The sequence below is a fragment of the Desulfomarina sp. genome, from assembly GCF_054039375.1.
This window is the reverse complement of the sequence record NZ_JBPLBA010000132.1, coordinates 1-26,504: the sequence shown is the minus strand read 5'-3', so window position 1 is coordinate 26,504 and position 26,504 is coordinate 1. Positions and strand designations below refer to the sequence as shown.

Here is a 26,504-nt window from a genome sequence, read left to right as displayed (position 1 = left end):
AAAAGAATGGATTTAGTTGATCTTATAGCTGAAAAAAAGTTTCTAGGACAGGAATTTCTTACCTGGCTCTGGTGGAAAAGCGAGGAAAGGGGAGGGACTGTTAACCTACCTGAATCAGGAGATATTGCGGTTGTTTTTGAAAAACATATGTTGCTTGAGGTTGGAGAGGGAGAGGCAGCTGAGAGAATTATCTGTTCTGGGCTTCAGGCTGAGTTACAGGAAGCGCGAACTGGTTTGAAGATGGGTAAAAAGCTGGAGCAGGCTCGAATTGTACTGACTAAAGGCGATTATGAGTTCAGTTTTACGCTGGCTGCGGCCTTGATGGAGTTCAGAAATGTAAGACTTCCCAAAACCGATGTTACTGAAGGACGCGGGGAGAAAAACAATGAAGAAATTGAAGGAATGGTTCTGGAGCGGATTTTTTTAATTGAGGAACTTATTCGGCTTGTAAATGAATTGTTTCTGCTTTTTCTTGAAATCAGGATTTCAAAAGATTGGCGTCAGGAGTTGCGGAAAATTGGTGGTTGGGTCAATAGTTCCGTGTAGACATTTCCAAAATAATTGTTTTTTTGGTAATTACCCATAAAACTCAGCCTGTTATTTGTGAGTCTGGGGATTGGGCCTGTTTCATCAGGCGTATTTCAAAAACCATATTAGACTGATTATAAAATGACCTGGGCTGACACTTTTTCATTTGAATTCTTTATTAATTGAGATTTCCGGTGATTTTTGACCGTAGGCTAGCCTGATAAAACAGGCACATCCACAATTTGGCTGAATTTCATGGGGTTATCAAGATAATTTTTTTTATTTAGAAGCATTTTTTCGGATTCTTTTTGACTCTGTTCTTATCCGGAGGGCAATTACCCTTCTGGGAAGTATTTTGATTTTTACAGCCTCTTTTCCCTGCATATGCAAGATAGTGTCTGTCCGGAAATGAGGATTTTTGTTCGAAATCAAGGCGGACGGGAAATTTTATCGCAAGTACGTTATTGATATTCCATGATAAAATTTTTCAGATATCGCCGATATCGGGAAAAAAGACCACTTGTTGACAGGCACAAGATAGGTCTTTTCACCGTCGACGGGACACTCTCGACAGGGAACTAAAGAGAGAGAAAAAAGCGATATAAATTAGAGAAAACATCAGGAAATACAAATACTATGAAGTTTGAAACTGTAATTGGACTTGAAATACATGCCCAGCTGAAAACAAAATCAAAAATTTTCTGTGGATGTTCTACGGAATTCGGCGCACCTCCAAACAGTCATACATGTCCAGTCTGCCTGGGAATGCCGGGTGTTTTACCGGTACTCAATAAGAAGGTTGTGGAATTTGCAATAAAAATGGGACTGGCAACCGGGTCAGTCATTAACAGGTACAATGTTTTTGCCAGAAAAAACTATTTTTATCCCGATCTGCCGAAGGGATATCAGACCTCCCAGTTTGATTTACCGATTATCGGGTTCGGCTCTGTTGATATTGAAGTGGAAGGGCAGGTCAAAACAATTGGAATAACCAGGATGCATATGGAAGAAGATGCGGGTAAACTTGTGCACGATAGCCTGGAGCCAGTTTCACATGTGGATTTGAATCGAACGGGAACACCACTGCTGGAAATAGTTTCTGAACCCGATATGCGGTCACCTGCTGAAGCATATGCTTACCTGAAAAAAATTCATCTTATCCTGAGATATCTTGATATTTGCGATGGAAATATGCAGGAAGGCAGCTTTCGTTGTGATGCAAATATTTCACTGAGACCGAAGGGGCAGGATAAAATGGGCACAAGAACTGAACTTAAAAATATGAACTCCTTCAGAAACGTCCAAAGTGCCCTTGAGTTTGAAGTAAGGAGACAGAGGGATATTCTTCTTGATGGGGAGCAGGTTGTTCAGGAAACACTGTTGTGGAATCCTGACAGAAACTGCACCGAGTCGATGCGTGGAAAGGAAGATGCGCATGATTATCGATATTTCCCATGCCCTGATCTTATTCCTGTAAAAATTGACGAGGAGTGGATAGAGGAAATTCGAAGATCTTTACCTGAGCTGCCGGATCAGAAAAGATCTCGATTTATCAGGGAATATGATCTTCCGGAATATGATGCGGATATTTTGACTGGAGACAGGGACCTTTCCGAGTTTTTTGAAAAGGCGGTTCTGACAGGGGCCGGGCCGAAGAAAACCTCCAACTGGATAATGACAGAATTACTGAGGGAATTAAAGGGGCTGTCAGTTCTGGAATGCAAGGTTACACCAGAATATCTTGGTTCCCTGATTTCCATGGTGGAAAAAGGAACGATCAGTGGAAAAATAGCGAAAACTGTTTTTCTGGACATGATGGATACCGGGAAGGATCCACATCTTATTGTAAAAGAAAAAAACCTTCTCCAGGTCTCAGACGAGGGTGAGTTAAGGGCATTGGTTCAGGAAATTGTTGCTGCAAATCCAAGCCAGGCTGAAGATTTCAGAGAAGGGAAAACAAAACTGATGGGTTTTTTCGTTGGTCAGCTTATGAAAAGGACAAAAGGCAAAGCGAACCCACAGATGGCCAACAAACTTTTTGCAGATGAACTGAATAAATAACAGAGCCTTAGACAGGGAATAAAATCACAGGGTTGCTACCCCTGTGATCAATTACGAAAAACTTACTGATTATTACGCTCTGGTGTTTTGTGGGACCTGGTAAATGGCTGTTTTTCTGATAGGTTGTTAATCTCATAATTTTACATTTTCAACTGACTGTGGACAAAGAGCAGTGGCAGAAAAAAGGAAGCGGACATCGCGGACGCCTTCGTGATCGATTTCTTGAAAAAGGTTTAGAGGGTTTTACGGATGTAGAAATTATTGAACTGCTGTTGTCGTTTGGAACACCCAGAAGAGATTGTAAAGAGCAGGCCAGAGCTCTTTTGAAGAAATTCGGTTCCTTTGCCAGGGTTCTTGAAGCTCCAACCAAAGCACTTCTGGATGTCAAGGGGGTGGGGCCCAAAAACAGTTTTGCCCTTCATTTTGTCCATGGTGTTGCCAGCCACTATCTAAAAGAACGAATCGTTGGAAAACGCTATATTCAAAATTCAAAAGAAGTTGCAGAATATCTTGTTTACTCGATGAGGGGTTTGAAAAAAGAAGTTTTTTCGGTTGTTTATCTTGATTCTTCCCATGCTGTTATTGACTCGGAAATCATTGCTGAAGGCACTATTAATGTCAATACCATTTATCCCAGGGAAGTCATGGCGAGGGCTCTCTCATTTCACGCGGCGGCAATGGTCGTTGCACACAATCACCCCTCAGGTTCACTCGAACCATCCGCGCAGGATTTTCGTCTCACAAAAACATTATTGCTGGTCTGTCATTACATGCATATTCGTCTCCTCGATCATATCATTGTTGGTGATGGCTATTACAGCTTTGCAGATAACGGCTATATGGACTCTTTGAAAAAAGAGTGTCTGTCCGTTGCGCGTCAATTCCTGGATTAGTGATTTATCTGTATTTACATATTCCCTTCTGTACTTCCAAATGCAGTTACTGTTCTTTTAATTCTTTTCCCGGCAAGGAATATCTTTATAAAGACTATGTAGATGCATTGAAAACAGAGATTTCTTCAATTGCAGTTGCTGCAGAAAAAGACAGCAGGGTAACAACTCTTTTTATCGGTGGTGGAACCCCTACTGTGCTGTCACCCGGACTCCTTGCAGATATAATAAACCACACAAAAACAGTTTTTAATTTTGAGTGTACGGCAGAGGTCTCAATTGAAGTGAATCCAGGCACAGTAAATAAGGAATCTCTCCAAGACTTGTTCTGGAGCGGGGTCAATAGAATTTCTCTGGGGGTTCAATCCTTTGTTGATGGAGAATTGTCAGGATCAGGGAGAAGACACACAGCAAGAGAAGCGGAAGATGCAGTCCGGATGGCGGTGGAAACAGGCTTTTCCAACATAAATATTGACCTCATGTCTGGCCTTCCGGGCCAGACGGGAGAATCGTGGAGAAAATCACTGGAAAAGGCAGTGTCACTGGCGCCCCAGCATCTCTCACTCTACGAGTTGATGTTTGAGCCGGGAACACCCATGAACAGGTTGAGGCGGGAAAAGGTTTTCTGTTTTCCTGATGAACATGAACTTGAAATAATTGACGGAATAACGGAGCAGGTCTGTGCTGAGTACATGTTCCACCAGTATGAAATTTCCAATTATGCGCGGTCCGGTTTTGAGTGTCGCCATAATAAGAATTACTGGATGAACGGAGAATACTTTGCAGCAGGAGCAGGAAGCGTCAGCTATTACCATGGCAGAAGGGATAAACGGATTGATGGCCCGGAAGAGTATATCAAAAGAATCCGGCGAAATGAGACGGTGGTTGAGGAGAGCGAAAGTCTCTCAAGAGAAAAGTCCTTTCGTGAAACCATAATTATGGGGCTCAGGATGAAACGAGGTGTTTCATTAAGCGTGGTGCAGGAAAAGTATAGTATTGACGCCCGTTCGTATTACGGCGAAACATTAAAAAACCTGCTGGCCCATGGATTACTGGAGATAAACAGTGGATACCTGCGACTCACGAACAAAGGGTGGAATCTGGCCAACGGTATAATGGTGGAACTGGTCTGAAACGCACTTGTTCTCCAGGGCCTGAATGGGTTCGGGGCGTATCCGTGACAGATGATTTAATTGCCGGCTTCGGGTAGAATGAAAGACGTTTCTTAAATTGAGAGATAGTCTTCAGGTAAAATCCCGGCTGCCTCAAGACCCTCAATTGAGCTTTTAATATGGTCCTCCACGGCCTGTGCTGCTTTTTCCGGAGACCTGCCTTTCAGAGCGTTTACTATTGCCTGGTGTTCGGTAGTGGGGCTGTATTCCAGTTTAAAAAACGGATCATAAAGAATAAGAAAAATTCGGGTTCGGTCCAGTAACTCTTTGATATAGGCATGGAGAACCTTGTTCTCTGATAATTCAGCGATTTTAAGGTGGAGCAGATCGTTTACGGCGAAATATTCATCAAGATTGTTTTTATCAAATACTTCTTTTTCTCTCCTTATAATATTTTCAAGCTCACGCACCCGGTTTTCACTGATTTTTTTCGCAGTAAGTCTGGTTGCCATTTTCTCAAGTTGAGCTCTCACCAGGAATGTCTCTTCAATTTCTTTTAGTGTTGGAGTAATGACAAAGGCTCCACGGTTTGGAATGCTGTTAACCAGCCCCTCGGCTTCAAGCCGTTTTATTGCGCTTCTGACGGGAGTTCTGCTGACTCCAAGTTGTTGCGCAAGAGTTATTTCCACAAGTTGGCTGCCCTGTTTGATATATCTTTTTCTGATAGCGCTTTTGAGTTTTTGGTAAACGGCATCTTCTGAATTAATTTTTTGTGATTCTTTTTTCATTTTCTTTCCTTCTAACCAGCATAGCTGGACCCCATAAGGTTCAGCTCCGATAAATGCACCGCTGCTATGAAATTCTTAAGGCCAGCTTGAAAAATTGCCTTTTCGCCCGATCTAAGTGTTACAGCAAAAAGAAAAATAATGAATATGCTGCGCTTTTTATTTTAACTGTTTCTTGATCTCGAACGAAAAATCTAATTTTTCAAGGCACCCTTAAGTGTGGCAGAAAAAACTTTTGCGGTGGGATTTTCAGCAAAACAGAATCTAGTGTCCCGTCAACACTGCTCTGATGTATCTTGCCTGTCCTTTTTCGCGCCATTCCGCCTGCGGCTTATGTTACATAGCACTACTATGCGCTCAAAGCCACAGACAGAATGGCACAAAAAAATTACAGTGCAATATTACGTCATTTCATCGTTGACGTGACACTGATCACGTACAAAGCTCAGTCTGATATTTATGAGCTTGAGGATAATTATACTCATTCACGGAGAAAAAAACACAAAAACTGTATTTAATTACTGTATACAAAAATACTTTCACTTAACGAGAAAAAAGATGACCCCTGGTCTGCCTGTCGGTAAGCATAGTTCAGATTCAATAAAATCAAAGAGTTATTGCCCTTGTGAGTAGTTACTTTCAAAGTCTCTTACACGGTGACTCTTCCAGCCATCGCGGCTTGCCTTTTGTGTGCAGTTATTGTATACAATTTAAAGGTGCAATTAAAGGCGCCCTTTCCGTAATAGAAAACCGAGGTGGTGGAATAATTTGAGTTTCAGTGCTGGTCAATGATATTCTGGAAAGGGATGAATGAAAAATGTGTAGAGATCGAGGTGGTTGCCATGTTCAACAAAATGATTGCCGGAGTTCTTCCGTATATGCCGAAAAAACTGGTCTGGATGTTTTCAAAAGAATATATAGCCGGTGAAACCATTGAGGAGGCGATTATAAATGCAAAAAAACTCAATGACGAAGGGATACTGACGACCATTGACGTTCTTGGCGAATTCATTACTACTCTGGAAGAGGCGGAAGAAAACAAAAAGGAATACCTGGATGTTATTGATGCGGCCGAAAAAGCCGGTGTTGAGGGAAATTATTCTTTGAAGCCGACATTTTTTGGGTTGTTGATAGATAAGGATGTTGCTTTTACCCATATCCGGGAAATTGTGGCCAAGGCCGCATCTTACGGAAATTTTATACGTATCGATATGGAGGATTCTCCCTGTACGGATATGGAGATTGATATGTACAGGAAGTTGAAACAGGAGTATCCGGGAAATGTCGGTCTTGTTGTTCAGTCCTATTTGCGAAGAACCCATGAAGATATTAAAAGTTTGGAAGATTTGAACAGTGAAGAATTTCCAGTAAACTTAAGGGTATGCAAGGGTATTTATGTTGAGCCGGAAGAAATTGCATTTCAAAACTATGAAGAAGTGAACAACCATTTTCTGGACGATATTGAGTTGATGTTCCAAAAAAAGATGTATCCGGCAATAGCAACCCACGATATTCCCCTGGTGGAGGGAGCTTTCAAGCTGATAGAAAAATACAAGGTTCCCGTGGATAAATACGAATTCCAGATGCTCTATGGGGTCACACCCGGATTGAGAAAATCCATTCTGGATAAGGGGCATCGAATGCGTGTTTATGTGCCTTTCGGGAAGCAATGGTTCGGTTATTCGACCCGGAGATTGAAGGAGAACCCGAAAATGGCAGGAGTGATCATAAAAGCTCTATTCAAAAAAGGGTAATTCCTGCCTGTGCCTGTATTGTACATATACTCACTTTGTTGGAAAAAAGTCAAAAAATGAGTTGATACTACAATTACAGCTTGACAGACGATTTCTTTGATATAGAGAGTACAGAATATTTCCATCTTTTGACTGTTTTGATATTTTCAGAAAATGATGGATGTGCAAGCCGTTTTTAATGGGGGTTCCTGATGGAACAGGAAACTCTGAAATTTAATATTTGATTAAATATAATCAATATTTAAGAGGATGGTATGGCCAGGCAGAAACTCAGGGAAATTGTGATAAACCGGGATTGGTGCAAAGGATGCGGTATTTGTGTTCACTTTTGCCCGACGAAGGTTCTGGAGCTTGACGCAGAAGATAAATCGGTGGCGGTCAGGCCGGAGGACTGTATCTGTTGTAAAATGTGTGAACTACGGTGCCCGGATCTCGCAATCGAGGTACTGACAGACCAGGGTGAGAACAATGAAGAATAATATCAGATTCGTCCAGGGCAACGAGGCTTGTGTTGAAGGGGCGCTGTATGCGGGAGTGGATTTTTTTGCCGGCTACCCTATTACACCTTCAACGGAAATTGCAGAAATTCTCTCAAGAAAGCTGCCGGAACGTGGGGGAAAGTTTATCCAGATGGAGGATGAAATTGCCTCAATGTGCGCTGTAATCGGTGCATCGCTTACCGGACGAAAAGCCATGACGGCAACGAGCGGACCCGGTTTTTCTCTCAAACAGGAGGCCATAGGCTATGCCTGCATGACCGAAATTCCGTGTGTAATCGCCAATGTACAACGAGGCGGGCCATCAACAGGAAACCCGACCCATGTCAGCCAGGGGGATATTAATCAGGCAAGATGGGGAACCCATGGAGACCATGCCATTATTGCCCTTACGGCATCAAACCATCAGGATGTCTTTGAAATTACCATTGCGGCATTCAACCTTGCAGAAACCTACAGGACTCCGGTGATTCTGTTGCTTGATGAAGCAGTGGGTCATATGCGCGAAAAACTGGTTATCCCGGAAACGGGAGAACATGAAGTTGTAAGTCGACTGCGTACATCTCTGGGTAAGGATGTCGATTACCATCCCTACCTGCCAAGAGAAGATGGTCGTCTTCCCATGTCTGACTTTGGTGCTCAACATCGTTACAATGTGACCGGACTGTTTCATGACATGTGGGGTTTTCCTTCAAATAATCCCCGGGTGGTCAATGAGCTTCTCCGCCATCTTGTTGACAAGATAGACAACAATATTCATGTCATAACAAGATATAAAGAGCATTATCTTGAGGGGGCTGAGTATATAATGATTTCATACGGATCTTCCGCAAGGTCTGCAATCCACCTTGCCCGGGAAAGAAGGGCAAGAGGGGAAAAGATAGGTGTTCTTGAGCTGCAGTCTCTCTGGCCTTTTCCGGTGGAACTGGTAAAGGAAAAGTGTGCCGATGCCAAGGCTGTTCTTGTGGTGGAAATGAATATGGGGCAGATCACCGCCCAGGTCAAGGCGGCTGTTAAAAAGCCGGGCCGCGTGTTTTTGGCCAATCGTATTGACGGGCACCTTGTTACACCGTCAGATATCAAGAAACTTCTTCGGGTTATCCAGGGGAGGGGAGTATAATATGGCTGTTAAGGATTATTTACGGGAACGTTTTTTCCCCCATATGTGGTGCCCCGGTTGCGGCCATGGAACTATTTTGAATTCGCTCCTGCGGGCTATCGAGGAACTGGGACTGGAAAAGAATGATATTGTCATGACGTCCGGAATCGGCTGTTCCGCAAGAATTTCCGGGTATGTTGATTTCCATTCACTGCACACCATGCATGGCAGGGCCCTGGCCTGTGCGACCGGAGTGAAATTGAGCCAGCCGAGATTGAACGTTATCGTGCCCATGGGGGACGGTGATGCTCTGGCGATTGGAGGTAATCACTTTATTCATGCGGCGAGACGGAATATTGATATAACCGCCATTGTGATGAACAACCGGATTTACGGGATGACGGGGGGACAGTTTTCTCCCCTTTCCGGTCCCGGTGTAAATGCCACAACAGCACCATATAAAACCATTGATAATAATTTTGATGTGGTTGAACTGGCGACTGCTGCGGGGGCTACCTTTGTAGCCCGTTCAACGGCATTTCATGCCAAGGAGTCCACGGATATTCTCAAGAAGGCGATTTTACATAAGGGATTCTCTGTGGTAGAGATTCTCTCCCAGTGCCCCACCCACTATGGTCGGAAAAATAAGGAAGGTGATGCCGCATCCATGTTGGAAATCCATAAAACCAATACGGCAAAGATAGGATCCAAGGCGTTGAAGGAAAATCCCGACCTGGTTCCCCGCGGGATCTTTGTTGATACGGATAAACCGGAATATTGTGAAGAATATGACAAATTAATTGCTTTTGCCATGAAGAAGGAGAGTGCGTCATGAAGCGAACCCGACTTGTTTTTTCAGGATCCGGCGGACAGGGGGTTATTACGGCGGCTATCATTCTCGCTGAGGCTGCAGTTATTCACGAGGGGATAAACGCTACCCAGTCGCAGAGTTACGGTGCTGCCGCAAGGGGTGGAGCCACACGGAGTGATATTATTCTGTCAGAAGATGAGATTCATTTTCCGGAAGTTGTTCAGCCGAACGTCCTGGTTTGTCTGACCCAGGAAGCTTATAATACCTACTCTTCCATCGTTCGTCCTGGAGGGACATTGCTTACCGACAGTCGCTTTGTCAAACCCATTAAAAAAATTGATGCACGACAGACAGAGTTGCCGATGTATGACACGGTAATGGAAGAAATCGGCAAACCGATTGTTTTCAATATCTGTGTTCTTGGGGCCCTGATCGGTATCACAGAGCTGTTGAAACCCGCTTCTGTGATGAAAGCGGTGGCGGACAGGGTTCCAAAGGATTTTCTTGCAATGAACAACAAGGCTTTTGATCTTGGTCTGTCTCTGGGGGCCGAGTGAAGCGGGAATACTGGATTTGAGTAAAAGGTTTGTTGGATGTTAAAAAAGTCGGTGCCTCGAAAGGGGTGCCGGTTTTTTTTTGCGACCATCTGCTGCGGATTGTCAGATAAACCGGCATGACCGGATTTTACGGTTCAGTCACAAAAAGCTAATGAAAACCTGACTGCGGCAACCTTCAGCCATGGATTTTCAGACAAAATTATCCATTTGACTCTTTTCCCTTTCCTGACCTATGATAATATAGAATAATTCTTATTCTTCTAAATAACAAAAAAATTTGCCCCGGCAACGCCCAGGTGGAACGCTGATTACGTGCAAAACTCAGCCTGATACTTGTGAACCTGGGGATGTTCCTGTTTTATCAGGCGTATTTCAAAAATCACCTTGTACTGGTTTGAAAATAATCTGGACTGACATTTTTCATTTAAATTCCTTGTCAATTGAGATTTCCAGTGATTTTTGACCGTAGGCCAGCCTGATAAAGCAGGCACATTCCCAAGTTGGCTGAGTTTCATGGGTAATCAAGATTCTTATTGAGGGATACATGGATCGAATACTGCTTGTTGAAGACAGTCCGATGTATGGCCGCCTGGTCAAAGCCAGAATTGAAGAGCAGTTTGATCTACCGGTTTTCTGGACCAGAACCATGAAAGAGACGGTTACCTTGCTTGATATGGCGGGTGATGGTTTTTCAATGGCTCTGCTCGATTTTAATCTTCCCGATGCACCGGATGGTGAAGTTATTGATCAGGTGCTGGACAGGGGCATTTCGTCCATTGTCTTCACTGCCAATATGAGCGATACCGTTCGCGAGCATGTCTGGAAAAAGAAGGTTGCTGATTATATTTTAAAAGATGATCCCAGCAGTCTGGAGTATGTCATTAAGGCGATGGTTAGACTCAGGAGGAACAGCAGCAAGCTTGTTTTGATTGCAGACCAGTCAAGCCCACTTCGAACTGCAATATCAGAACTGCTTTATGTCCACAGGTTTCGTGTTGTTACAGCCTCAAATGGGCAGGATGCCCTGGAAATACTGGCCCGTTATCCTGAAATCTGTCTTGTCATTTCCGGGGCTGAGTTTGAGGATATGGATGGTTGCACTCTCTGTAGAAAGATCAGGGAGAGTCATCCGGCTGATTCATTGTCTATTATCGGAACCTGGAAGGGAGAGGATGCCACTGCAGGCGCCAGATTTCTGAAAAATGGCGCCAATGATTTCATCAAGCAGGATTTTCTGGTTGAAGAATTTTACAGCCGCATAAACAATTGTATCGAGAACCTGAACCTGATTGAGAAAATAAAAGAATCTGCAATGAAGGATTTCCTCACAGGTTTGTATAATCGACGCTGCTTTTTTGACCGGGGTGAGAAACTGTATACCCATACAGTTGAAGACGGTGAAGATCTCTGCTGTGCGATGGTTGATATTGATTATTTCAAGAAGGTCAATGACAGTTTTGGTCATGATGTTGGAGATAAGGTGATACAAAGGGTGGCACAGGTTCTTCTTGAAGGTGTAGGACCAGATGATATCGTTGCCAGGTTCGGTGGTGAGGAGTTCTGTCTGCTGCTTAAAGGTTCAGATAAAGACAGGGGCTGGTGTCTGCTGGAGGAGTTACGAAAAAATATCCAGGAACACGCCATGGCAACCACGGAAAAAGGGGAGTCGGTTTTTGTCAGTATAAGTGGCGGCCTGTGCGCCAGTCATCTCGGCTCTCTGAATGAGATGATAAAAACGGCAGATGACTGTCTCTACAGGGCAAAACAGAACGGGCGTAATATTATTGTGTTGTGAGATGAAACGTCATTACTCACAGGAACCCCTCTCACCAGTTGCAGAAAGGGTTGGTAACAAGGTTTGCGTTATAGTACCTGGGGTCATCTGTTACTTCCCGGTCAATCCATTCGGGGACGGCAAAGGTTTCTCCCACGTGTTGCAGTTCAATTTCCGCTAAAATCAGGCCTTTGTTTTTACCCTCAAACTCGTCAATTTCCCAGATAAATCCTGCAAAGGGGACTTTATACCTTGTCTTTTGTATCAATGGTTTATGGCAGAGTTTTTCCAGGAGTTCATTTGCTTCGGACAGGGGGATTTCATATTCAAATTCCAGCCGGGTTTCTCCTTTACTGGGTCCCTTTATTGTGAGAAACCCCTTTTCCCCTATAATTCTCACACGAACAGTTCTCCCCTTCTCAGTGCTGAGGTAGCCCTGGCAATATTTTTTTCCTTTTGCCAGTTTACGCCAGTTTTCATTTTTCAGGAGGAACTTCTTTTCGATCTCTTTCCCCATTTTTTACCCCTGTGAGAAGTTATTTTCAGTTTCCTGCAGTTCAATGGCGGCAAAATTCAGTGTAGCATGAATGGTAAGAACTGGAAAGAGCAGAGCCATGGCGAATATGTTTACTATCGGGATCATGGAAACCAGGGCTGGGAGAATACCGATCCTGAGAGACGGGGCGGAATGATGCTGCAGCCATCCGATTTTCCTTCCCAGGGACCACCTGCGTCGTGAGGCGGGATAGTCAATGAACATAAGGGCCGAATAATACGTATAGAGCAGAAAAACCGCCACCTGACCAATTCCGGGAATGAAGTTGATAAAAAGTGCGGTTACAGTGACAAATATTCCGAAAAAGGCAATTTTGATGCCTTCAAGAATATCGACAAAAAATCCGGCCATAGAAAAATTTTCGTCGACATCAAAAAGTTCGCCGGCATATAGTTTTTCAGCAGCAGTACTGAGAAAGGCGTAACCAGGGGTTGTAATGGTGTAGGCAAGAAGAAAGGCGAGGTAGAATGAGACAATTCCGGTAATTACATGGAAAAGCCAGCCGGCGATCAGCCAGCCTTTGAATTTGATCCAGCCGATGATTGTTCCACTCTCCGGAGGGTGGGCAAAAAAACTGCCGGTAAACCCGGTAATAAGGTCAATGGAAAACAGATAGCCCACCCAGGTCAGACCAAAAGTGATAAGGACGAGCAGGAGTGACCAGCCAAGCAGACGTTTGCGGCGGAACATAAAACCGATTGAAGAGAGCAGAGGTATCCGGGTCCGAGATACTGGTTGTGATTCGGTATATTTTTTCATTGTATGAAGTGCAGGATTCAGGTTGAGAAAAATCACTTTCCCCCATTCCAGAGCAGCCGTAGACCTTACTCACGGGTCCAGGTTGCCGTCTGTCTCTGCAGACGGTACAGCTCTGAAATTGTCGACAACGTTGCAGAATATAGGTATTTTTGCTTTTCTGTAAAGGGCAGGACGTTTTCGCAAAGGATTATTTCCCATATTTCATGGGGTAAGGTACAATGGCAGCAATGGGAACAATAAAGGGAAAAAAAGAAAAAACGTTTTTTGTCTGCCGGGAGTGTGGCTACAGAACGGTGAAATGGCTTGGGCGATGCCCGGAATGTGGAGAATGGGAAAGCCTGGAAGAGCATCAACCGGTCTCTTCCGGCAGGTCTCTCCTGCAAGGGGGAGTTGAACCGGTCCCTCTTCATCTGGCTCCGGACGGGGATGAGGAGCGTATCAGCACGGGTATCGAAGAGCTTGACAGGGTTCTGGGGGGTGGGATCGTTCCTGGTGGGGTGGTTCTTATCGGGGGAGAGCCGGGGATCGGTAAATCGACTCTTCTTCTTCATTTGCTGGCCTCCATTGCCGATGAAAACAGGAAAGTACTCTATGTTTCTGGAGAAGAATCGGCCCGCCAGATAAAAATGCGGGCGCGGCGTCTGAGCGCCATTCATCCCATGGAGTTCCTGGCAACGGAAAACGGAGTGGAGAATATCGTTGCCATGGCAACCACCATGAAACCGGGGCTCCTGGCTGTCGATTCCATACAGACCCTCACCTGTTCCGAGATATCCTCTTCTCCCGGCTCTGTGACTCAGGTCAGGGAGTCGGCTTACCGTCTTCTTGAACTGGCAAAAAAAGAAAATATTCCCGTGGTGCTCGTGGGACATGTCACCAAGGACGGAGCCATTGCCGGTCCGAAAGTCCTGGAGCATATGGTTGATACGGTTCTCTATTTTGAAGGGGATCGGAGTCATGCTTTTCGTATCCTGAGGACAGTCAAGAACCGTTTCGGCTCCACCAATGAAATCGGGGTTTTTGAGATGAAGGAAGAGGGGCTGGTGCAGGTGAAGAATCCTTCGGAGATTTTTCTGGCGGAGCGCCCCCTGGATGAACCAGGTTCGGTGGTGCTGCCCAGTGTGGAGGGAACCAGGCCGATTCTGGTTGAGGTCCAGGCACTTGTCAGCCCGACCAACCTTGGAACGGCTAGAAGAACAGCAATCGGGGCCGATCCCCAGAGGCTCTCACTCCTCTGTGCTGTATTGGAAAAAAAGGCAGGACTGGACATGTACGGCCATGATATATTTCTCAATATTGCAGGGGGAATACGCATCGATGAGCCGGCCCTCGATCTGGGGGTTATCTGCGCCCTGGCATCAAGCCTGATGGAAAAGCCGATCCCCTCGGCTACCGTGGTTTGTGGTGAGGTCGGGCTTGCGGGGGAGATCAGGGCGATAGGTCATGTTGATATCCGGGTGAAGGAGGCTGAACGGTTGGGATTCACCCGATTTATACTGCCGAAAAGCAACAGGGAGAGAATGAGCTGGAAACCGCAGATAAGACTGCTGGGGGTTTCCACACTTCAGGAACTGCTGGAGGTTGTTTTTTCTGAATAATCTGAAGATGTGAGTCATTGGGCGTCATGGCTTCGAGAGTCCCTGATTTCTGCAGTCAGCACATCAGTGCTGGGTAATTGCTCGCAGGCACCTCTGCTTTCCATGGTCTCTTTTGGTCGTATAAGAGGCTATAGCGAACAAAAATGCCTGCAAAATGCAGTTACCCGTGAGTAATTGCTGTTCACAGGTAATGAAAATGTAGAGTTATAAACCCTGTGATAGTTTTAATAAAGGAGAATACAATGTCAGACATGCATCAAGGGCACGAAGAGGATAACAGCATCAATGTGAAGGTGGCGATTTTTTTTGTGGCGGTAATTGTCGGAATTTTCTTTCTTGGCGTGATAAACTGATATTCCGAAGAGACCCCACTTCAGAGGTAATAAAATCAAAGAGTTGCTATCCCTGTGACCAATTACGACCAGAAAAACCGGTGGATATGACAAATGACAGAATGTCCTGACGAGAGAGAAGTTGTCATTCTTATGACCGATATGGTCAAGTATTCCTGGACAACCTCCGCCATGAGTCCTGGGGAAATCAAGGATTTTCTGATTGAGTATCATACTGCGATTTATAATCTGGTTGATCATAACATCAATGGCCCTCTGGAAATTGAGCCGTCAGCCGGGGACGGCTCCCTGATTATTTTTGAGAAACGATCCGGAGAAGGAAAATCGGGTGTGTGCAGTCGTGCCCTGGGAATTGCTGTAAAAATCGCCGAGGCGGTGGCTGAGGGTAGGCTCCAGCCCACACGCATGGGAATATTGCTTGGAGACATAACATCCGCCAGGCTGGGTTCCAGGCTTGTTAAATTCGGGTCCAGCTTTGCAGTAGCAAACAGGTTGGAGGAGTTGTGCGGATATTTTGGCACCGATCTGCTCATGGACAGGGAGGTGGCGAGATATCAGAAGGGATATGATAACTTTCTGCTGACCATGGCAAAGGTCAGTCTTACAAGTGTATTGCATCCGATGAATATTTTTACGCTCTGTCTTCCCGGTATCCAGAATTACCCCGCCGGAGTGGGCAAGAGCCGGTTGCTTCGTTTTATTGCCATGAAAAACGAGGCGATGGAGTTCTTTACCGGTGACCTGCAGAAAGGAATAGAACCTGATTTTCCCAGGGTGAGGGAAATGTTGATGGAGGTCCAGAATTATTTCCTGGATCTGACGGGACGAGCTGATATCGGGACAGAACGTATTCTGGAGTATATCCGGGAGTACCCTTTTCCTGCTGAAGATTTTGATCGTTGTGGGATGAAGCTGATGGAAAAGAGCAGAGATTCCCTGGGGGAGCGTATTTTCCACCTGTCAAAGCAGCTTCTCAAGGCCATTAATCCCCGGTATTATCATGCCCTGGTTGTTGACACGAAATGGGAAAGATATTTTCGTCTTGAATGGTGCAGAAAGGGGGAAACGGTTATCGAGGTGGACAGTGTACCCGATGGTGTGTATTACCTGGACAGCGGCATTGCTGCAACCGTCGACAGGGACGGTAACTGGCTGGCCACTATTGAAGCGGGAACTATTTTTGGCGAGATGGCTTATTTTGGCAGTGAATTAAAACGGACGGCAACCGTTATCGCCAAAACCGATCTGGTACTCCGTAGAATATCTACAGATGACCTGAAAAAATTACCTGTTATTGTGAGTATTTTCGAAACAATAGCGCTATCAAGAAAAAAAGAGATCCTGGCCAGCAAAAAACGGGCCGCATCCCTGCCCGGACGGTAAACCGCCCGGACGGGATACGGCTTTCTTTATTTATCGGCGGGTTTTTATTTCTTTGAGAGCACTACATATCTGCTGTAGTCTCCCGCTCTTATCCGGAGAAGAATCCTCTTGCTGCCGGCCGATTTTTTCAGAACAGCTCGGAGTTCCTTGAGGCTGCTGACTCTTGTTCTATTGACTTCCTCAATGAGATAACCGGGTTTCAGTCCTTCCTGGGCTGCCGGACTGTCTGGTTTCACATCACTGATTACGATACCCGCATCTTTCTGGTATCCGAACCTTTCCGCAAGTTCAGGGGTGAGGTTCTGGAGACCGAGACCAAAATCCTTCAGGATGTTCTCAGTGCCAGGTAAGCCTTTTCGCCCAAAATCCGACGGTTGTTCTCCAATAGTGACTTTGATATTTTTCTTCTTTCCATCACGTATGACCAGGAGTGTTGCCTTGCTGTCTGGGGCGATGAGTGCAACCTTGTTTCTGAGTTCGGCGACGTTTTTGAGTGTTTTACCGTTTAAACGGAGGATGACGTCTCCCTGTTTCAGGCCCGCCCTGTCTGCCGGAGAATCCTTTTGTACTTCACTGACCAGAATTCCTTTGCTGTCGTCCAGACCGAAGGATTCCGCAAGGTCCTCGTTGATATCCTGAATAACAACACCCAGCCATCCGCGGGTGACCTTTCCTTCTGTCTGCAATTGTTTTTCTATAGACTTTGCCATGTTAATGGGGATGGCAAAACCTATTCCCATGTAACCGCCCGTTTTTGAAAACAGTGCGGTATTGATACCAACAACCTCACCCTGACCGTTGATCAGCGGCCCACCGCTGTTTCCCGGGTTGATGGCCGCATCGGTCTGGATGAAATTTTCATAGTCGTTTATCCTGACGTTGGAGCGTCCCTTGGCGCTGACAACTCCGGCCGTCACGGTCTGGCTGAGGCCGAAGGGATTGCCGATTGCTATGACCCATTCCCCCACTTCCAGTTTGTCTGAGTCTCCCAGGGGAAGGACCGGCAGGTTCCCTGCTCCGTCAATTTTAACAAGAGCCACATCGGAAAGGGGGTCGGTTCCAATCAGTTTTGCTTCAAATTCCCTGTTATCCGACAGTACAACCTTGATATCATCGGCGTTTTCAATGACGTGATTATTGGTCAGGATAAGACCGTCTTTACTGATCAGAAATCCGGAACCCTGACCCCGTTGTTTGAATTCCCGCTGCCTGGGGTGCTGCTGGCGATAGTAGGGGCCGAAAAACTGTTCAAAAAATGGATTATTGAAGAATTCCTCAGGAACCGGACCTCTGGTTCCGGCCTTGGTTATCTTCTCCACTTTTATGTGGACAACAGCAGGTTTTGCCTTCTTTACCACATCCACGAACATTTTTGATGTGGCCGGCGCCATCGTGGCATGGGCAGCAGTCTGCAGGGTTAATGCCACTGCAAGACAGAATGCAAACAGCAGGGTAATGGCCCTGGGTTGCGTTTTCATAACGGATGTTTTCATGGGTAAAGTCTCCTTAATATGATTATTTATCCCGGCCCGTACTGGACCAGAGGCATTGAGAAACAGGATAACCGGCATGGCCGGGCTTTATGCCCAGTGGGTGCAAAAAGCCAATGAAAATCCCGACTGCGGCAATAAAACCTTCAACCGCGGATTTTCAGATAAAGGGTTTAAAAGGAACTGTAAATCCAAAGAAAACAACGTCAAGAAAGATTACTGAAATGTAATATAGACCGTTGCGGGAGATTTTTTACCATCGGAAAATCAAACAGCGTTGTACTTGCTCACAGGAGCTCCAGCTTTTCACGGTCTCTTTTGTCCGCATTGGCAGGCTATAGCGAACAAAAGAGTCTGTAAAAAAATTTTCTGCAACTCGATTTTGAAAAAAATCCGGGATGCTTGTGAGCAAGTGCGAAAAATATCGTTTCCGGAGACTAACTGCGGATCATATCGGCAATCTGAAAGGCAACTTCCAGGCTCTGCTCCGCATTCAGTCGTGGATCGCAGGTCGTGAGGTAATTGCTGGCCAGTTCTTCGTCAACGATATTATGGGCCCCTCCGGTGCATTCCGTTACATCATTGCCGGTCATTTCAAAATGCACTCCACCCGGAATTGTACCTTCCGACCAGTGAATTTCGAAAAAACAGGTTATTTCCGAAAGGATATCATTGAAATTACGTGTCTTGTGTCCGGAAGTCGCCGTGTAGGTATTAGCGTGCATGGGATCACAGCTCCAGACGATATTGAATCCTTCCTTTTTCATTTCCCGGAGCAGGGGGGGGAAGACTTTTTCAATATTTTTCACGCCAAGTCGACTTATGAGCGTTATACGGCCGGCCTCATTGTCAGGATTCAGGATCTCAATCAGTTTTTTAACATCATCCACATCGTAGGTTGGTCCTATTTTTATGCCAATGGGATTATGCACACCCCGTAAAAACTCCACATGTGCCCCTTCAACCTGTCTCGTCCGTTCTCCCAGCCACAACATATGAGCAGAGCAGTCGTACCAGTCTCCGGTTATGGAATCTTTTCTGGTAAGGGCTTCCTCGTACTGGAGAAGGAGGGCTTCATGGGAAGTGAACAGCTGGGTCTGATTGATCTGAGGAGTGTCAGATGAAATGCCGATTGTTTCCATGAAGCGGATAGCCTGGTCAATCTGTTTGGCCATTCGATCGTATGATCGCCCCATGGGGGAGTGGGCGACAAATTCCTGGTTCCACGCCGTAACCCTGCGCAGGGAGCCGAATCCACCCCTGGTGAAAGCCCGGAGCAGGTTGAGTGTGGAGGCGGCCATGTTGTACCCTTTCAACATGTATTTCGGGTTGGGTGTCCGGCTTTTTTCGTCAAAGGGCGCCTCATTGACCATGTCTCCCCGGTATGACGGCAGGGTAACACCGTCATTGGTTTCCGTGTCCGAGGAACGGGGTTTGGCAAACTGACCGGCAATTCTGCCCACTTTTATGACCGGTTTCCCCCCGGCATAGGTGAGGACAACTGCCATCTGCAAGAGTATTTTCAGGGTTTCTCTGATGTTTGGTGCAGTTACGTTTGAAAAATTTTCTGAACAGTCACCACCCTGGAGGAGAAACGCGTCACCGGTAACGGCTTTAGCCAGAAATTCCTTGAGGGAGCGGATTTCACCGGCAAAAACCAGAGGGGGAAGAAGAGAGAGCGTTTCCAGTACATTGTCAACCTTTTTCTGATCGGGCCAGGTGGGTTGTTGAAGGGCAGTGTAAGCCTGCCAGCTTGATCTTGTCCAGTTATTCTGCTTTGGCGTCATGCGTTTGTCCTTCTTTAAATTTGAGGTTTAAAAAACGTAATTGGTCACAGGGGTAGCAACTCTATTACCTCTGAACTGTAATTGCTTAAAAACAACACCTTTCCAGATCAAAGGTGTTGAGAATTCTCAGTTCTCTTTCTTTTTGTATTGCAGTGGGCGGGGGAAGAAACTGCAGTTTGCTGATAAGTTCTCCTGCGTCATCATAGTCTGGTATTGACTCCAGGCCATGGGCAAGGATTTTGCTGTTCCTGGTATCCAGTAACTCCGCGTCTCTGCCGTTTGTCACCACAGCCAGGGGAATTCTGTAATCCGGGTTGAGAATTCTTGCGGCTGCAATTGCTGATCGCTCCCGGGAAACAAGGGAGCCCGGTCCATAACGGATAATCATAAACTCCCTGTTTTGCCGTGAAACGGTCAGTTCAATGATAGATGTAACAAAATTAGAGGTAAAAAGTGATTCAATTTTTCTTCTGGGCTGAAGATTTTTCGGTTTGTACCCTTTTTTTTCCACCATCAGCCTGCTGAGAGACTGCCGAATACGTTCATCATCCGTATCGGTCAGTTCTTCTCCCGTGAGGTAGTCTTTTAAGGTTCCGTAAATGAGGTGATGGGGTTTGGGTGTTTTCATTGTCGACAATATAGAGAGAGAGGGGTGTTATTGCGGAGTTATTTCATCTCAGGCCGTGCCGGTTCAGGAGTGGTTCCGGTTGCCAGTTCAATTGCAGCCAGGGCTGTAAGGTAGGAAAAATATGTTCCTATCAGGTTGGACCGGCTTCTGGTGAGATTGAGCTGCGCGTCATTGAATTCAATCATGTCTCCGAGGCCGGCCTTGTATCTCCCTTCGGCCAGATCCAGGTTCTTTTCTGCGAGTTTTACCGCCATATCGGCAATTTTGATACCGTCCCAATGTTCTCCTGCCCTGAGAAACGCGTCGGTAACATCTTGTATAACAGCCAGCTCCAGTTCATTTTTCCGGCCATTTATTTCCCTCATTTTTCCCCTGGCTTCTGCCAGCTTTCCTTCCGTTTCAAAACCGGAAAATATTTCCCAGGTAAGACCGGCGCCGATTTGCCACTGGTCATGAAAAGACTGAAGGTCGGTTTCATAGTCTTCATATAATGCTGTTGCCGTGACGGTGGGCCAGTACTCTGCTTTTACCTGTTTTATCCCTTCGCCGGCTGCTTTCAACTGTTGTGCTACCTGCTGGAGTTCGGGCCTTTGTTTTTGGGCAGTCTCCAGGAGAGATTCCAGTGGAGGGGGAGGGGGAGGCAGGATTTTGATCATTTCAGACAGAGGGAGAATGGTTGTGTTGAGTATGTCTTTTTTTCCCTTGAGGGGGACGCCTGTTACCTGTTCAAGTTTTGTTCTGGCGATCTGAGTATCGGAGCGGGCACGAAGCAGATCAAGTTGTGCATTGGCCAGTTCCAGTTCCGCATTTGTTATATCTATTCTGGTTCTCACGCCTGCCTCATAATATTTACCGGCGCGGTACAGGTGTTTTTTGTAGGTGGCCACGGATTGTTCAGCCACGGACACCAGGTGGATTTTTTCCAGGAGAGAATAATATGCCTGTTTTACCTGGAAAATGATTTTCTGGCCTGTTTGCTTAAGGTTGAATCCGGCGGCATCAAGGTTATACCTGACTGCATCTATCCGCCTTCCGGTTTTACCGAAATCATAGAGAAGTTGAGTGCCGTTGATATTTGCATTGATCACCGTATCTTTATCTTCCGGCGTAAGGTCCCGGATATACGTATAACTGCTTCCCGCTCCGGTACTGATTCTGGGCAGGTAAGCGGCCCGGGTGGTTGTCAGTTGTCCTCTGGCCTGGTTGATCTGTTGCCTTGCTATTTCCATCTGCGGGTTGTGGGTCAGGGCGAGAGAAATAAGTGTCTGCAGGTCTTTGTCTGCAGCACCGGCAAATCGTACGGGCAGCAAAAAGAGAATCACAGAGGGAAGGAACAGGTTGAAGAAGCTGTTTCGTTTCATCGGCAGAGCCACCAAGTCAGTTATTTTCAGGGAATCTTTTAGTTGACAAACGGTAATTAAAGGATTTAGGCTTGATATATTCCTATTATTTCCTACCATAACGATCTGGTTAGGTAAAGTTCTTAATCGCAGGTGACAATTGAGTTTTCAATAGAAATCGTAACTGCTCTCAGGCATCCGGACTGCAGAGTCTTCGCTTATCTGAACGATTATATCTGCCTGCAGAGAGAGGTTGTGGTGCTCAGATACAATTGTTTCAATTTGGGGTCCTGCGGGCAGTTACAGTTCAGAGGTAATAAAAACAAAGAGTTTTTGACCCCGTGGTAATTTCCAGAAATCAACATCCCGGTGTTTTTACCGGGCAAAAGGATTTGTCATGAGATACAAATTGTTTTTCCTTGTGCTGTTTTTCCTTTTTTCTATCGCAGCCGGGTGCAGCAATGAGCAGGATAAGGTTCAGTCTGACAAAAAAGGGAAGAAGGCTGAACCCCCTCCACTGCCGGTGGAAGTTATTGTTGTGCAAAAAGAAAAGGTGCCGATCTGGATAGAATACACGGGGAAAACAAAGGCAAGTCAGACGGTTGAAGTCAGGGCAAGGGTCGCCGGCAGGCTTGAAGCCGCATTTTTCAACGAAGGGGACTATGTTGAAAAAGGAAAAAAACTGTTCGCCATTGAAAAAGCAACATACGAAGCGGCTGTAAGCGGAGCAAAGGCAAAGCTGGAAGGGGATCAGGCTTCCATGAAACTGGCAAGGGCCGATGTTGAGCGGTATAAACCGCTGGTGGCTGAAGGGCTTGCTCCCCGTGTAACTCTTGAGCAGTACCAGGTACGGCTTATGGAGCTGGCTGCGACCATTAAGGCCGACAGGGCCGCCCTGAGAGATGCGCTGTTAAATCTGCAGTATACGGATGTTGTTGCACCGATCTCAGGAAGGATAGGTAGAATCAACACAGATGTGGGAAATATTGTCGGCTACGGGGACAAGACACTTCTGGCTACCATTGTCGCTGATGACCCCATGTATGCTTATTTCAGCCCTGATGAAGAGCAGTTTCAGTTGGTCAGACAGTATCGTTCCAGGGCCGTTCTTGACGCAAGAGTTACGGTGCCGGACAGTTACACGAAAATGCTGGACCGTAAGCCCCTCAAAGGTGTGGTGGATTTCAACGACAACAGGGTGGATGGCATGACCGGGACCATCACCATGAGAGCCAGAGTGGATAATCCTGACCACGATCTGCTGGAAGGTACCTTTGTCTATGTTGATCTTTTCGTTACGGATAAGGCGGAATTTATCATGGTGCCTCCGGGAATTGTCCTGGATGACCAGAGAGGCAGTTATATCTATACTGTTGATGACGATGCGAAAGTAAAGCGTGTTGATATCAGTCGCGGTCTGGAAACCAGGAACTATCTTGCGGTAACAGCCGGTTTGAAGGGCGGTGAAAGAGTTATTCTCAGCGGCCTTGCCAGGATTCGGCCCGGCATCAGGGTTGATCCCACCGATGTAACTGAGAGCAAGGGTATAACGGCAATATTGCGGCAGCAGGGAATGATCCCGGGGAAGGAGTAGCCATGCTTTCTGTCTTTTTTATAAAGCGACCGATTTTTGCCATGGTCATTTCTCTCCTGATTGTGCTGGGAGGACTGGTTTCTCTCGCAATTTTACCGATACAGGAATATCCGGATGTTACCCCTCCGACAGTTGTAGTGTCTGCAAACTATGTCGGGGCCGACGCCTACACTGTTGAAGAAACGGTGACCAGACCCCTGGAGGATAAGATTAATGGTGTTCAGGGGATGATTTACATGCAGTCTTCCAGTACCAGTTCCGGTTCCAGTAAAATTAATATCTATTTTGAACCGGGCTATGATCTCAACACAGCGGCGGTCGATGTACAGAACAAGGTCTCCATGGCGACACCGCAACTGCCCGCAGAGGTCAGGTAGCAGGGGGTTGTAGTCGACAAACAGTCTCCGAGCATAGTCTGTTTTGTCGCAGTGACAGGGGATGAAAAATATGATGAAGGGTTTTTGAGCAATTATGTCAATATTAATGTTCTCGATGAACTGCGTCGAATTCCGGGTGTGGGCAAAGCTGAAAACATGGGTGAGAAAAAATACTCCATGCGTATCTGGCTGGATCCGGACAGGGTTGCCGCTCTGGGTCTCAGCCCCCGAGAAGTTATTGCAGCGGTCAAGGCCCAGAACAGTCAGGCAGCTCTGGGAAAGATAGGTGCTCCTCCGGCATTCGATGATCAACAGGTTCAGTTTGTCCTGACAACGGACAGCCGTCTGGAAAATGTCCGCGAGTTTGAAAATATTGTTATAAAATACAGGGAAGACGGAACGCTTGTCTACCTTCGAGATGTGGCCAGGATTGAACTTGGTGCAGAAATGTACGACTGGAATGCCATTCTCAATAAAAAACCGGCAGCACTGATCGGGATTTATCAGTTGCCGGGCTCCAACTCCCTGACCATCAAGGAAAAAATAGTTGAAGCGATGAAGGGACTGCAGGATCGTTTTCCTGAAGGAGTCCGGTATTCCATTCCCTATGACACCACTCTTTTTGTGGAGATTGCCATAAAAAACGTTGTCCAGAACCTGGTGATAGCAGTTGCCCTGGTTATTTTGATCGTCTTTATTTTTCTCGGCTCATGGCGGCCCACGATCATAGCGACGGTAGCTATACCCGTTTCCCTTGTGGGTACCTTCGGTATACTGAAGCTTGCAGGGTTTTCCATCAATTTCCTGACCCTCTTTGGCTTGATCCTGGCCATTGGTATTGTCGTGGACGACGTGATTCTGGTGGTGGAAAGTGTTGAGAGAATCATGCTTGAAAAAAAGGAACTTACCATCCCCCAGGTGGTCAAGGAGGCCATGTTGCAGCTGATCGGCCCCATAATCGCCACAACTCTTGTTCTTGTGGCGGTTTTTGTGCCTGTCTCCATGATGCCGGGACTGACCGGCTCGATTTACCGGCAATTTGCCCTGACGATCAGTTTTGCTGTCATGATTTCATCCATCAATGCCCTGACTCTTTCTCCGGCTTTGAGTGCGATAGTTATCAAAAGACTGCCGGACGGAAAGGGAAAATTTGTCCTTTTTACTCTTTTTGACACTCTTTTTGAAAAACTCACCAATGTGTACCTTGCCGTTGTTAAGCTGCTCATCCGGTTTCGCTGGATTGTTGTTCTTATTTTTTTCGTTTTGCTCTACGGCACCTATTATATTTTCTCCGTTACGCCTACAGGCTTTGTTCCCGAAGAGGACAAGGGCGGTTTTCTGGTGATGTTTAACCTGAAACCTGGAACGGCACTGGGAAAAACAACAGAAGTTCGCAGGCAGGTGGAGAGTATTGTTCTGGATATACCCGGGGTGAAGGATCTGGTTATTATTGACGGTTTTAACATGCTCAGCTCCACCCTTGATTCCAGTGCCGGAGCAGGATTTGTAACTCTTGTTCCCTGGGAGGAGCGAACGGCTGCCGAACTTTCCGTCGGGAGTATTATTGAAACTGTCAATAAAAAATGTGCAGTGATTTCCGATGCCAATGTGGCGGCTTTCAATCTGCCGGGTATTCCCGGTCTTGGGACCGTGGGCGGGTTTGATTTCAGGTTGCAGGACTATACCGCCGGTGACCTGAACACCTTTGTTGACTATGCCTATAAACTGGTGGCTGCAGCCAATAATGATCCCCGGATCGGCCGGGCCTACACCACTTACGCACCCAATTATCCGATGCTGTTTATTGATATTGACAGGAAAAAAGCAGCGGCCCTCGGGGTGGACATGGGGGAGATCTTTGCGACCCTGCAGACTTATCTCGGTTCATTCTATATCAATGATTTTACGAAATACGGTAAAGTTTTCAGAGTTTTTGTCCAGGCGGATAAAAAGTTCAGGAGTGAGATACGCAATATATCCTCCCTCCATGTCAAGAATTACAAGGGCAATATGGTGCCGATGGCCACCCTGGCAAAAGTGAACAAAATCACCGGGCCTGCAGATCTCGCCCATTATAATATGTACCGCTCCATCACCATTAACGGGGTTGCCGCACCGGGACACAGCTCCGGGCAGGCGATGCAGGCTATGGCCGAACTAGCGGAAAAAGTACTTCCAGCCAATAATACCTATGGTTTTGAATGGTCGGGAATGTCATACCAGGAGAAACTGGCGGACAATACAAAAATTCTGGTGTTCAGTTTCGCCCTGGTGGTTGTTTATCTTGTTCTGGCCGCACAGTATGAAAGCTGGGTACTGCCCATCATGATTCTTGTCTCCGTCCCCCTGGTTATGCTGGGGGCGTTGCTTGGTCAGAACCTGGCCGGACTGGACAATAATCTTTTTGCCCAGATCGGTCTGGTGTTGCTTATCGGTCTCTCTTCCAAAAATGCCATTCTGATTGTTGAAGTGGCGAAAGAACAACGGGAGAGTGGGGTTTCCATTGTTGAATCTGCCATGGGGGCGGCACGTTTACGTTTCCGGGCTATCATGATGACCATTCTTTCCTTTGTTTTCGGGGTTATTCCTCTGGCTTTTGCGGCGGGAGCCGGAGCAATGACCATGCGGTCCATAGGTGTGGTTGTTCTTGGCGGAATGGTCGCCGCAACCTTTGTCTCCACAATGCTTGTTCCAGTTGTTTATGTTATTCTTGAAACCATGCGGGAACGATTTGTGGATGTGGAGGAAGAGGTGCGTAACAGAGAGATGAT

General features: G+C 46.4%; 21 protein-coding genes and 1 pseudogene. 15 read left to right on the top strand and 7 right to left on the bottom strand.

The window, feature by feature from the left end; all coding sequences use genetic code 11:
• The 4 genes from ACXLDX_RS07885 to hemW all read left to right on the top strand — a co-directional run.
• On the top strand, positions 1-546 hold a 546-nt coding region (locus tag ACXLDX_RS07885; protein ID WP_457576643.1), incomplete at its 5' end, for a hypothetical protein.
• Between the two features lie 618 nt (positions 547-1,164).
• The gene (gene gatB, locus ACXLDX_RS07880) at positions 1,165-2,589 is read left to right on the top strand and encodes an Asp-tRNA(Asn)/Glu-tRNA(Gln) amidotransferase subunit GatB (protein WP_457576642.1); all 1,425 of its coding nucleotides are present in this window, start codon (positions 1,165-1,167) and stop codon (positions 2,587-2,589) included.
• 158 nt (positions 2,590-2,747) lie between these two features.
• The gene (gene radC / locus ACXLDX_RS07875; RefSeq protein ID WP_457576641.1) at positions 2,748-3,482 is read left to right on the top strand and encodes a RadC family protein; all 735 of its coding nucleotides are present in this window, start codon (positions 2,748-2,750) and stop codon (positions 3,480-3,482) included.
• Positions 3,449-4,612: a radical SAM family heme chaperone HemW gene (gene hemW / locus ACXLDX_RS07870; protein ID WP_457576640.1), complete on the top strand. Its 1,164-nt coding sequence runs from the start codon at positions 3,449-3,451 to the stop codon at positions 4,610-4,612. Before radC ends, hemW begins: the two co-directional genes overlap by 34 nt.
• Positions 4,613-4,704: 92 nt before the next feature.
• On the opposite strand, the gene ACXLDX_RS07865 is transcribed toward hemW, so the two are convergent.
• On the bottom strand, positions 4,705-5,379 hold the full coding sequence (locus ACXLDX_RS07865; RefSeq protein ID WP_457576639.1) for a GntR family transcriptional regulator: 675 nt from the start codon (positions 5,377-5,379) through the stop codon (positions 4,705-4,707).
• 803 nt (positions 5,380-6,182) lie between these two features.
• On the opposite strand from ACXLDX_RS07865, the gene ACXLDX_RS07860 reads away from it, so the two are divergent.
• The 6 genes from ACXLDX_RS07860 to ACXLDX_RS07835 all read left to right on the top strand — a co-directional run bounded on the left by ACXLDX_RS07860 (position 6,183) and on the right by ACXLDX_RS07835 (position 11,889).
• Positions 6,183-7,130, top strand: coding sequence for a proline dehydrogenase family protein (locus tag ACXLDX_RS07860; protein ID WP_457576638.1), 948 nt, complete (start codon positions 6,183-6,185; stop codon positions 7,128-7,130).
• Between the two features lie 254 nt (positions 7,131-7,384).
• A complete protein-coding gene (locus ACXLDX_RS07855; protein ID WP_228855073.1) occupies positions 7,385-7,609 on the top strand; it encodes a 4Fe-4S dicluster domain-containing protein in 225 nt (74 codons plus the stop codon).
• Positions 7,599-8,747, top strand: coding sequence for a 2-oxoacid:acceptor oxidoreductase subunit alpha (locus ACXLDX_RS07850; protein WP_457576637.1), 1,149 nt, complete (start codon positions 7,599-7,601; stop codon positions 8,745-8,747). Before ACXLDX_RS07855 ends, ACXLDX_RS07850 begins: the two co-directional genes overlap by 11 nt.
• A 1-nt stretch (position 8,748) precedes the next feature.
• A complete protein-coding gene (locus tag ACXLDX_RS07845) occupies positions 8,749-9,561 on the top strand; it encodes a 2-oxoacid:ferredoxin oxidoreductase subunit beta (RefSeq protein ID WP_457576636.1) in 813 nt (270 codons plus the stop codon).
• Positions 9,558-10,094: a 2-oxoacid:acceptor oxidoreductase family protein gene (locus ACXLDX_RS07840; protein ID WP_457576635.1), complete on the top strand. Its 537-nt coding sequence runs from the start codon at positions 9,558-9,560 to the stop codon at positions 10,092-10,094. Before ACXLDX_RS07845 ends, ACXLDX_RS07840 begins: the two co-directional genes overlap by 4 nt.
• 544 nt (positions 10,095-10,638) lie before the next feature.
• Positions 10,639-11,889: a diguanylate cyclase gene (locus ACXLDX_RS07835; protein WP_457576634.1), complete on the top strand. Its 1,251-nt coding sequence runs from the start codon at positions 10,639-10,641 to the stop codon at positions 11,887-11,889.
• A gap of 31 nt (positions 11,890-11,920) precedes the next feature.
• On the opposite strand, the gene ACXLDX_RS07830 is transcribed toward ACXLDX_RS07835, so the two are convergent.
• A complete protein-coding gene (locus ACXLDX_RS07830) occupies positions 11,921-12,385 on the bottom strand; it encodes a CYTH domain-containing protein (protein ID WP_457576633.1) in 465 nt (154 codons plus the stop codon).
• A gap of 3 nt (positions 12,386-12,388) precedes the next feature.
• Positions 12,389-13,183, bottom strand: a complete 795-nt coding sequence (locus tag ACXLDX_RS07825; protein ID WP_457576632.1) for an EI24 domain-containing protein — start codon at positions 13,181-13,183, stop codon at positions 12,389-12,391.
• Between the two features lie 218 nt (positions 13,184-13,401).
• Here ACXLDX_RS07825 and radA point away from each other — a divergent pair, with 218 nt between their 5' ends.
• Positions 13,402-14,781 carry a DNA repair protein RadA gene (radA, locus tag ACXLDX_RS07820; RefSeq protein ID WP_457576631.1) on the top strand — a complete coding sequence of 460 codons (1,380 nt, stop codon included), beginning with the start codon at positions 13,402-13,404 and terminating at the stop codon, positions 14,779-14,781.
• A gap of 446 nt (positions 14,782-15,227) precedes the next feature.
• On the top strand, positions 15,228-16,517 hold the full coding sequence (locus tag ACXLDX_RS07815; protein ID WP_457576630.1) for a cyclic nucleotide-binding domain-containing protein: 1,290 nt from the start codon (positions 15,228-15,230) through the stop codon (positions 16,515-16,517).
• Positions 16,518-16,561: 44 nt separating this feature from the next.
• Here ACXLDX_RS07815 and ACXLDX_RS07810 read toward each other — a convergent pair whose 3' ends face one another.
• Positions 16,562-18,010, bottom strand: coding sequence for a DegQ family serine endoprotease (locus ACXLDX_RS07810; RefSeq protein ID WP_457576629.1), 1,449 nt, complete (start codon positions 18,008-18,010; stop codon positions 16,562-16,564).
• Between the two features lie 55 nt (positions 18,011-18,065).
• Here ACXLDX_RS07810 and ACXLDX_RS07805 point away from each other — a divergent pair, with 55 nt between their 5' ends.
• Positions 18,066-18,230, top strand: a complete 165-nt coding sequence (locus ACXLDX_RS07805; RefSeq protein WP_457576628.1) for a hypothetical protein — start codon at positions 18,066-18,068, stop codon at positions 18,228-18,230.
• 214 nt (positions 18,231-18,444) lie between these two features.
• Here ACXLDX_RS07805 and ACXLDX_RS07800 read toward each other — a convergent pair whose 3' ends face one another.
• From ACXLDX_RS07800 to ACXLDX_RS07790, 3 genes are all read right to left on the bottom strand, one after another.
• A complete protein-coding gene (locus tag ACXLDX_RS07800) occupies positions 18,445-19,794 on the bottom strand; it encodes a class II 3-deoxy-7-phosphoheptulonate synthase (RefSeq protein WP_457576627.1) in 1,350 nt (449 codons plus the stop codon).
• A gap of 85 nt (positions 19,795-19,879) precedes the next feature.
• Complete coding sequence (locus ACXLDX_RS07795; protein ID WP_457576626.1) at positions 19,880-20,422, bottom strand: type I restriction enzyme HsdR N-terminal domain-containing protein; 543 nt, start codon at positions 20,420-20,422, stop codon at positions 19,880-19,882.
• A gap of 38 nt (positions 20,423-20,460) precedes the next feature.
• A complete protein-coding gene (locus tag ACXLDX_RS07790; protein ID WP_457576625.1) occupies positions 20,461-21,783 on the bottom strand; it encodes a TolC family protein in 1,323 nt (440 codons plus the stop codon).
• A gap of 376 nt (positions 21,784-22,159) precedes the next feature.
• Between ACXLDX_RS07790 and ACXLDX_RS07785 the strand changes: the two genes are divergently transcribed.
• Entirely contained in the window at positions 22,160-23,356 is a 1,197-nt protein-coding gene (locus ACXLDX_RS07785; RefSeq protein ID WP_457576624.1) for an efflux RND transporter periplasmic adaptor subunit, read from the top strand.
• A 2-nt stretch (positions 23,357-23,358) separates the two neighbouring features.
• Positions 23,359-26,504, top strand: a pseudogene (locus ACXLDX_RS07780) (efflux RND transporter permease subunit); the annotation flags it as partial.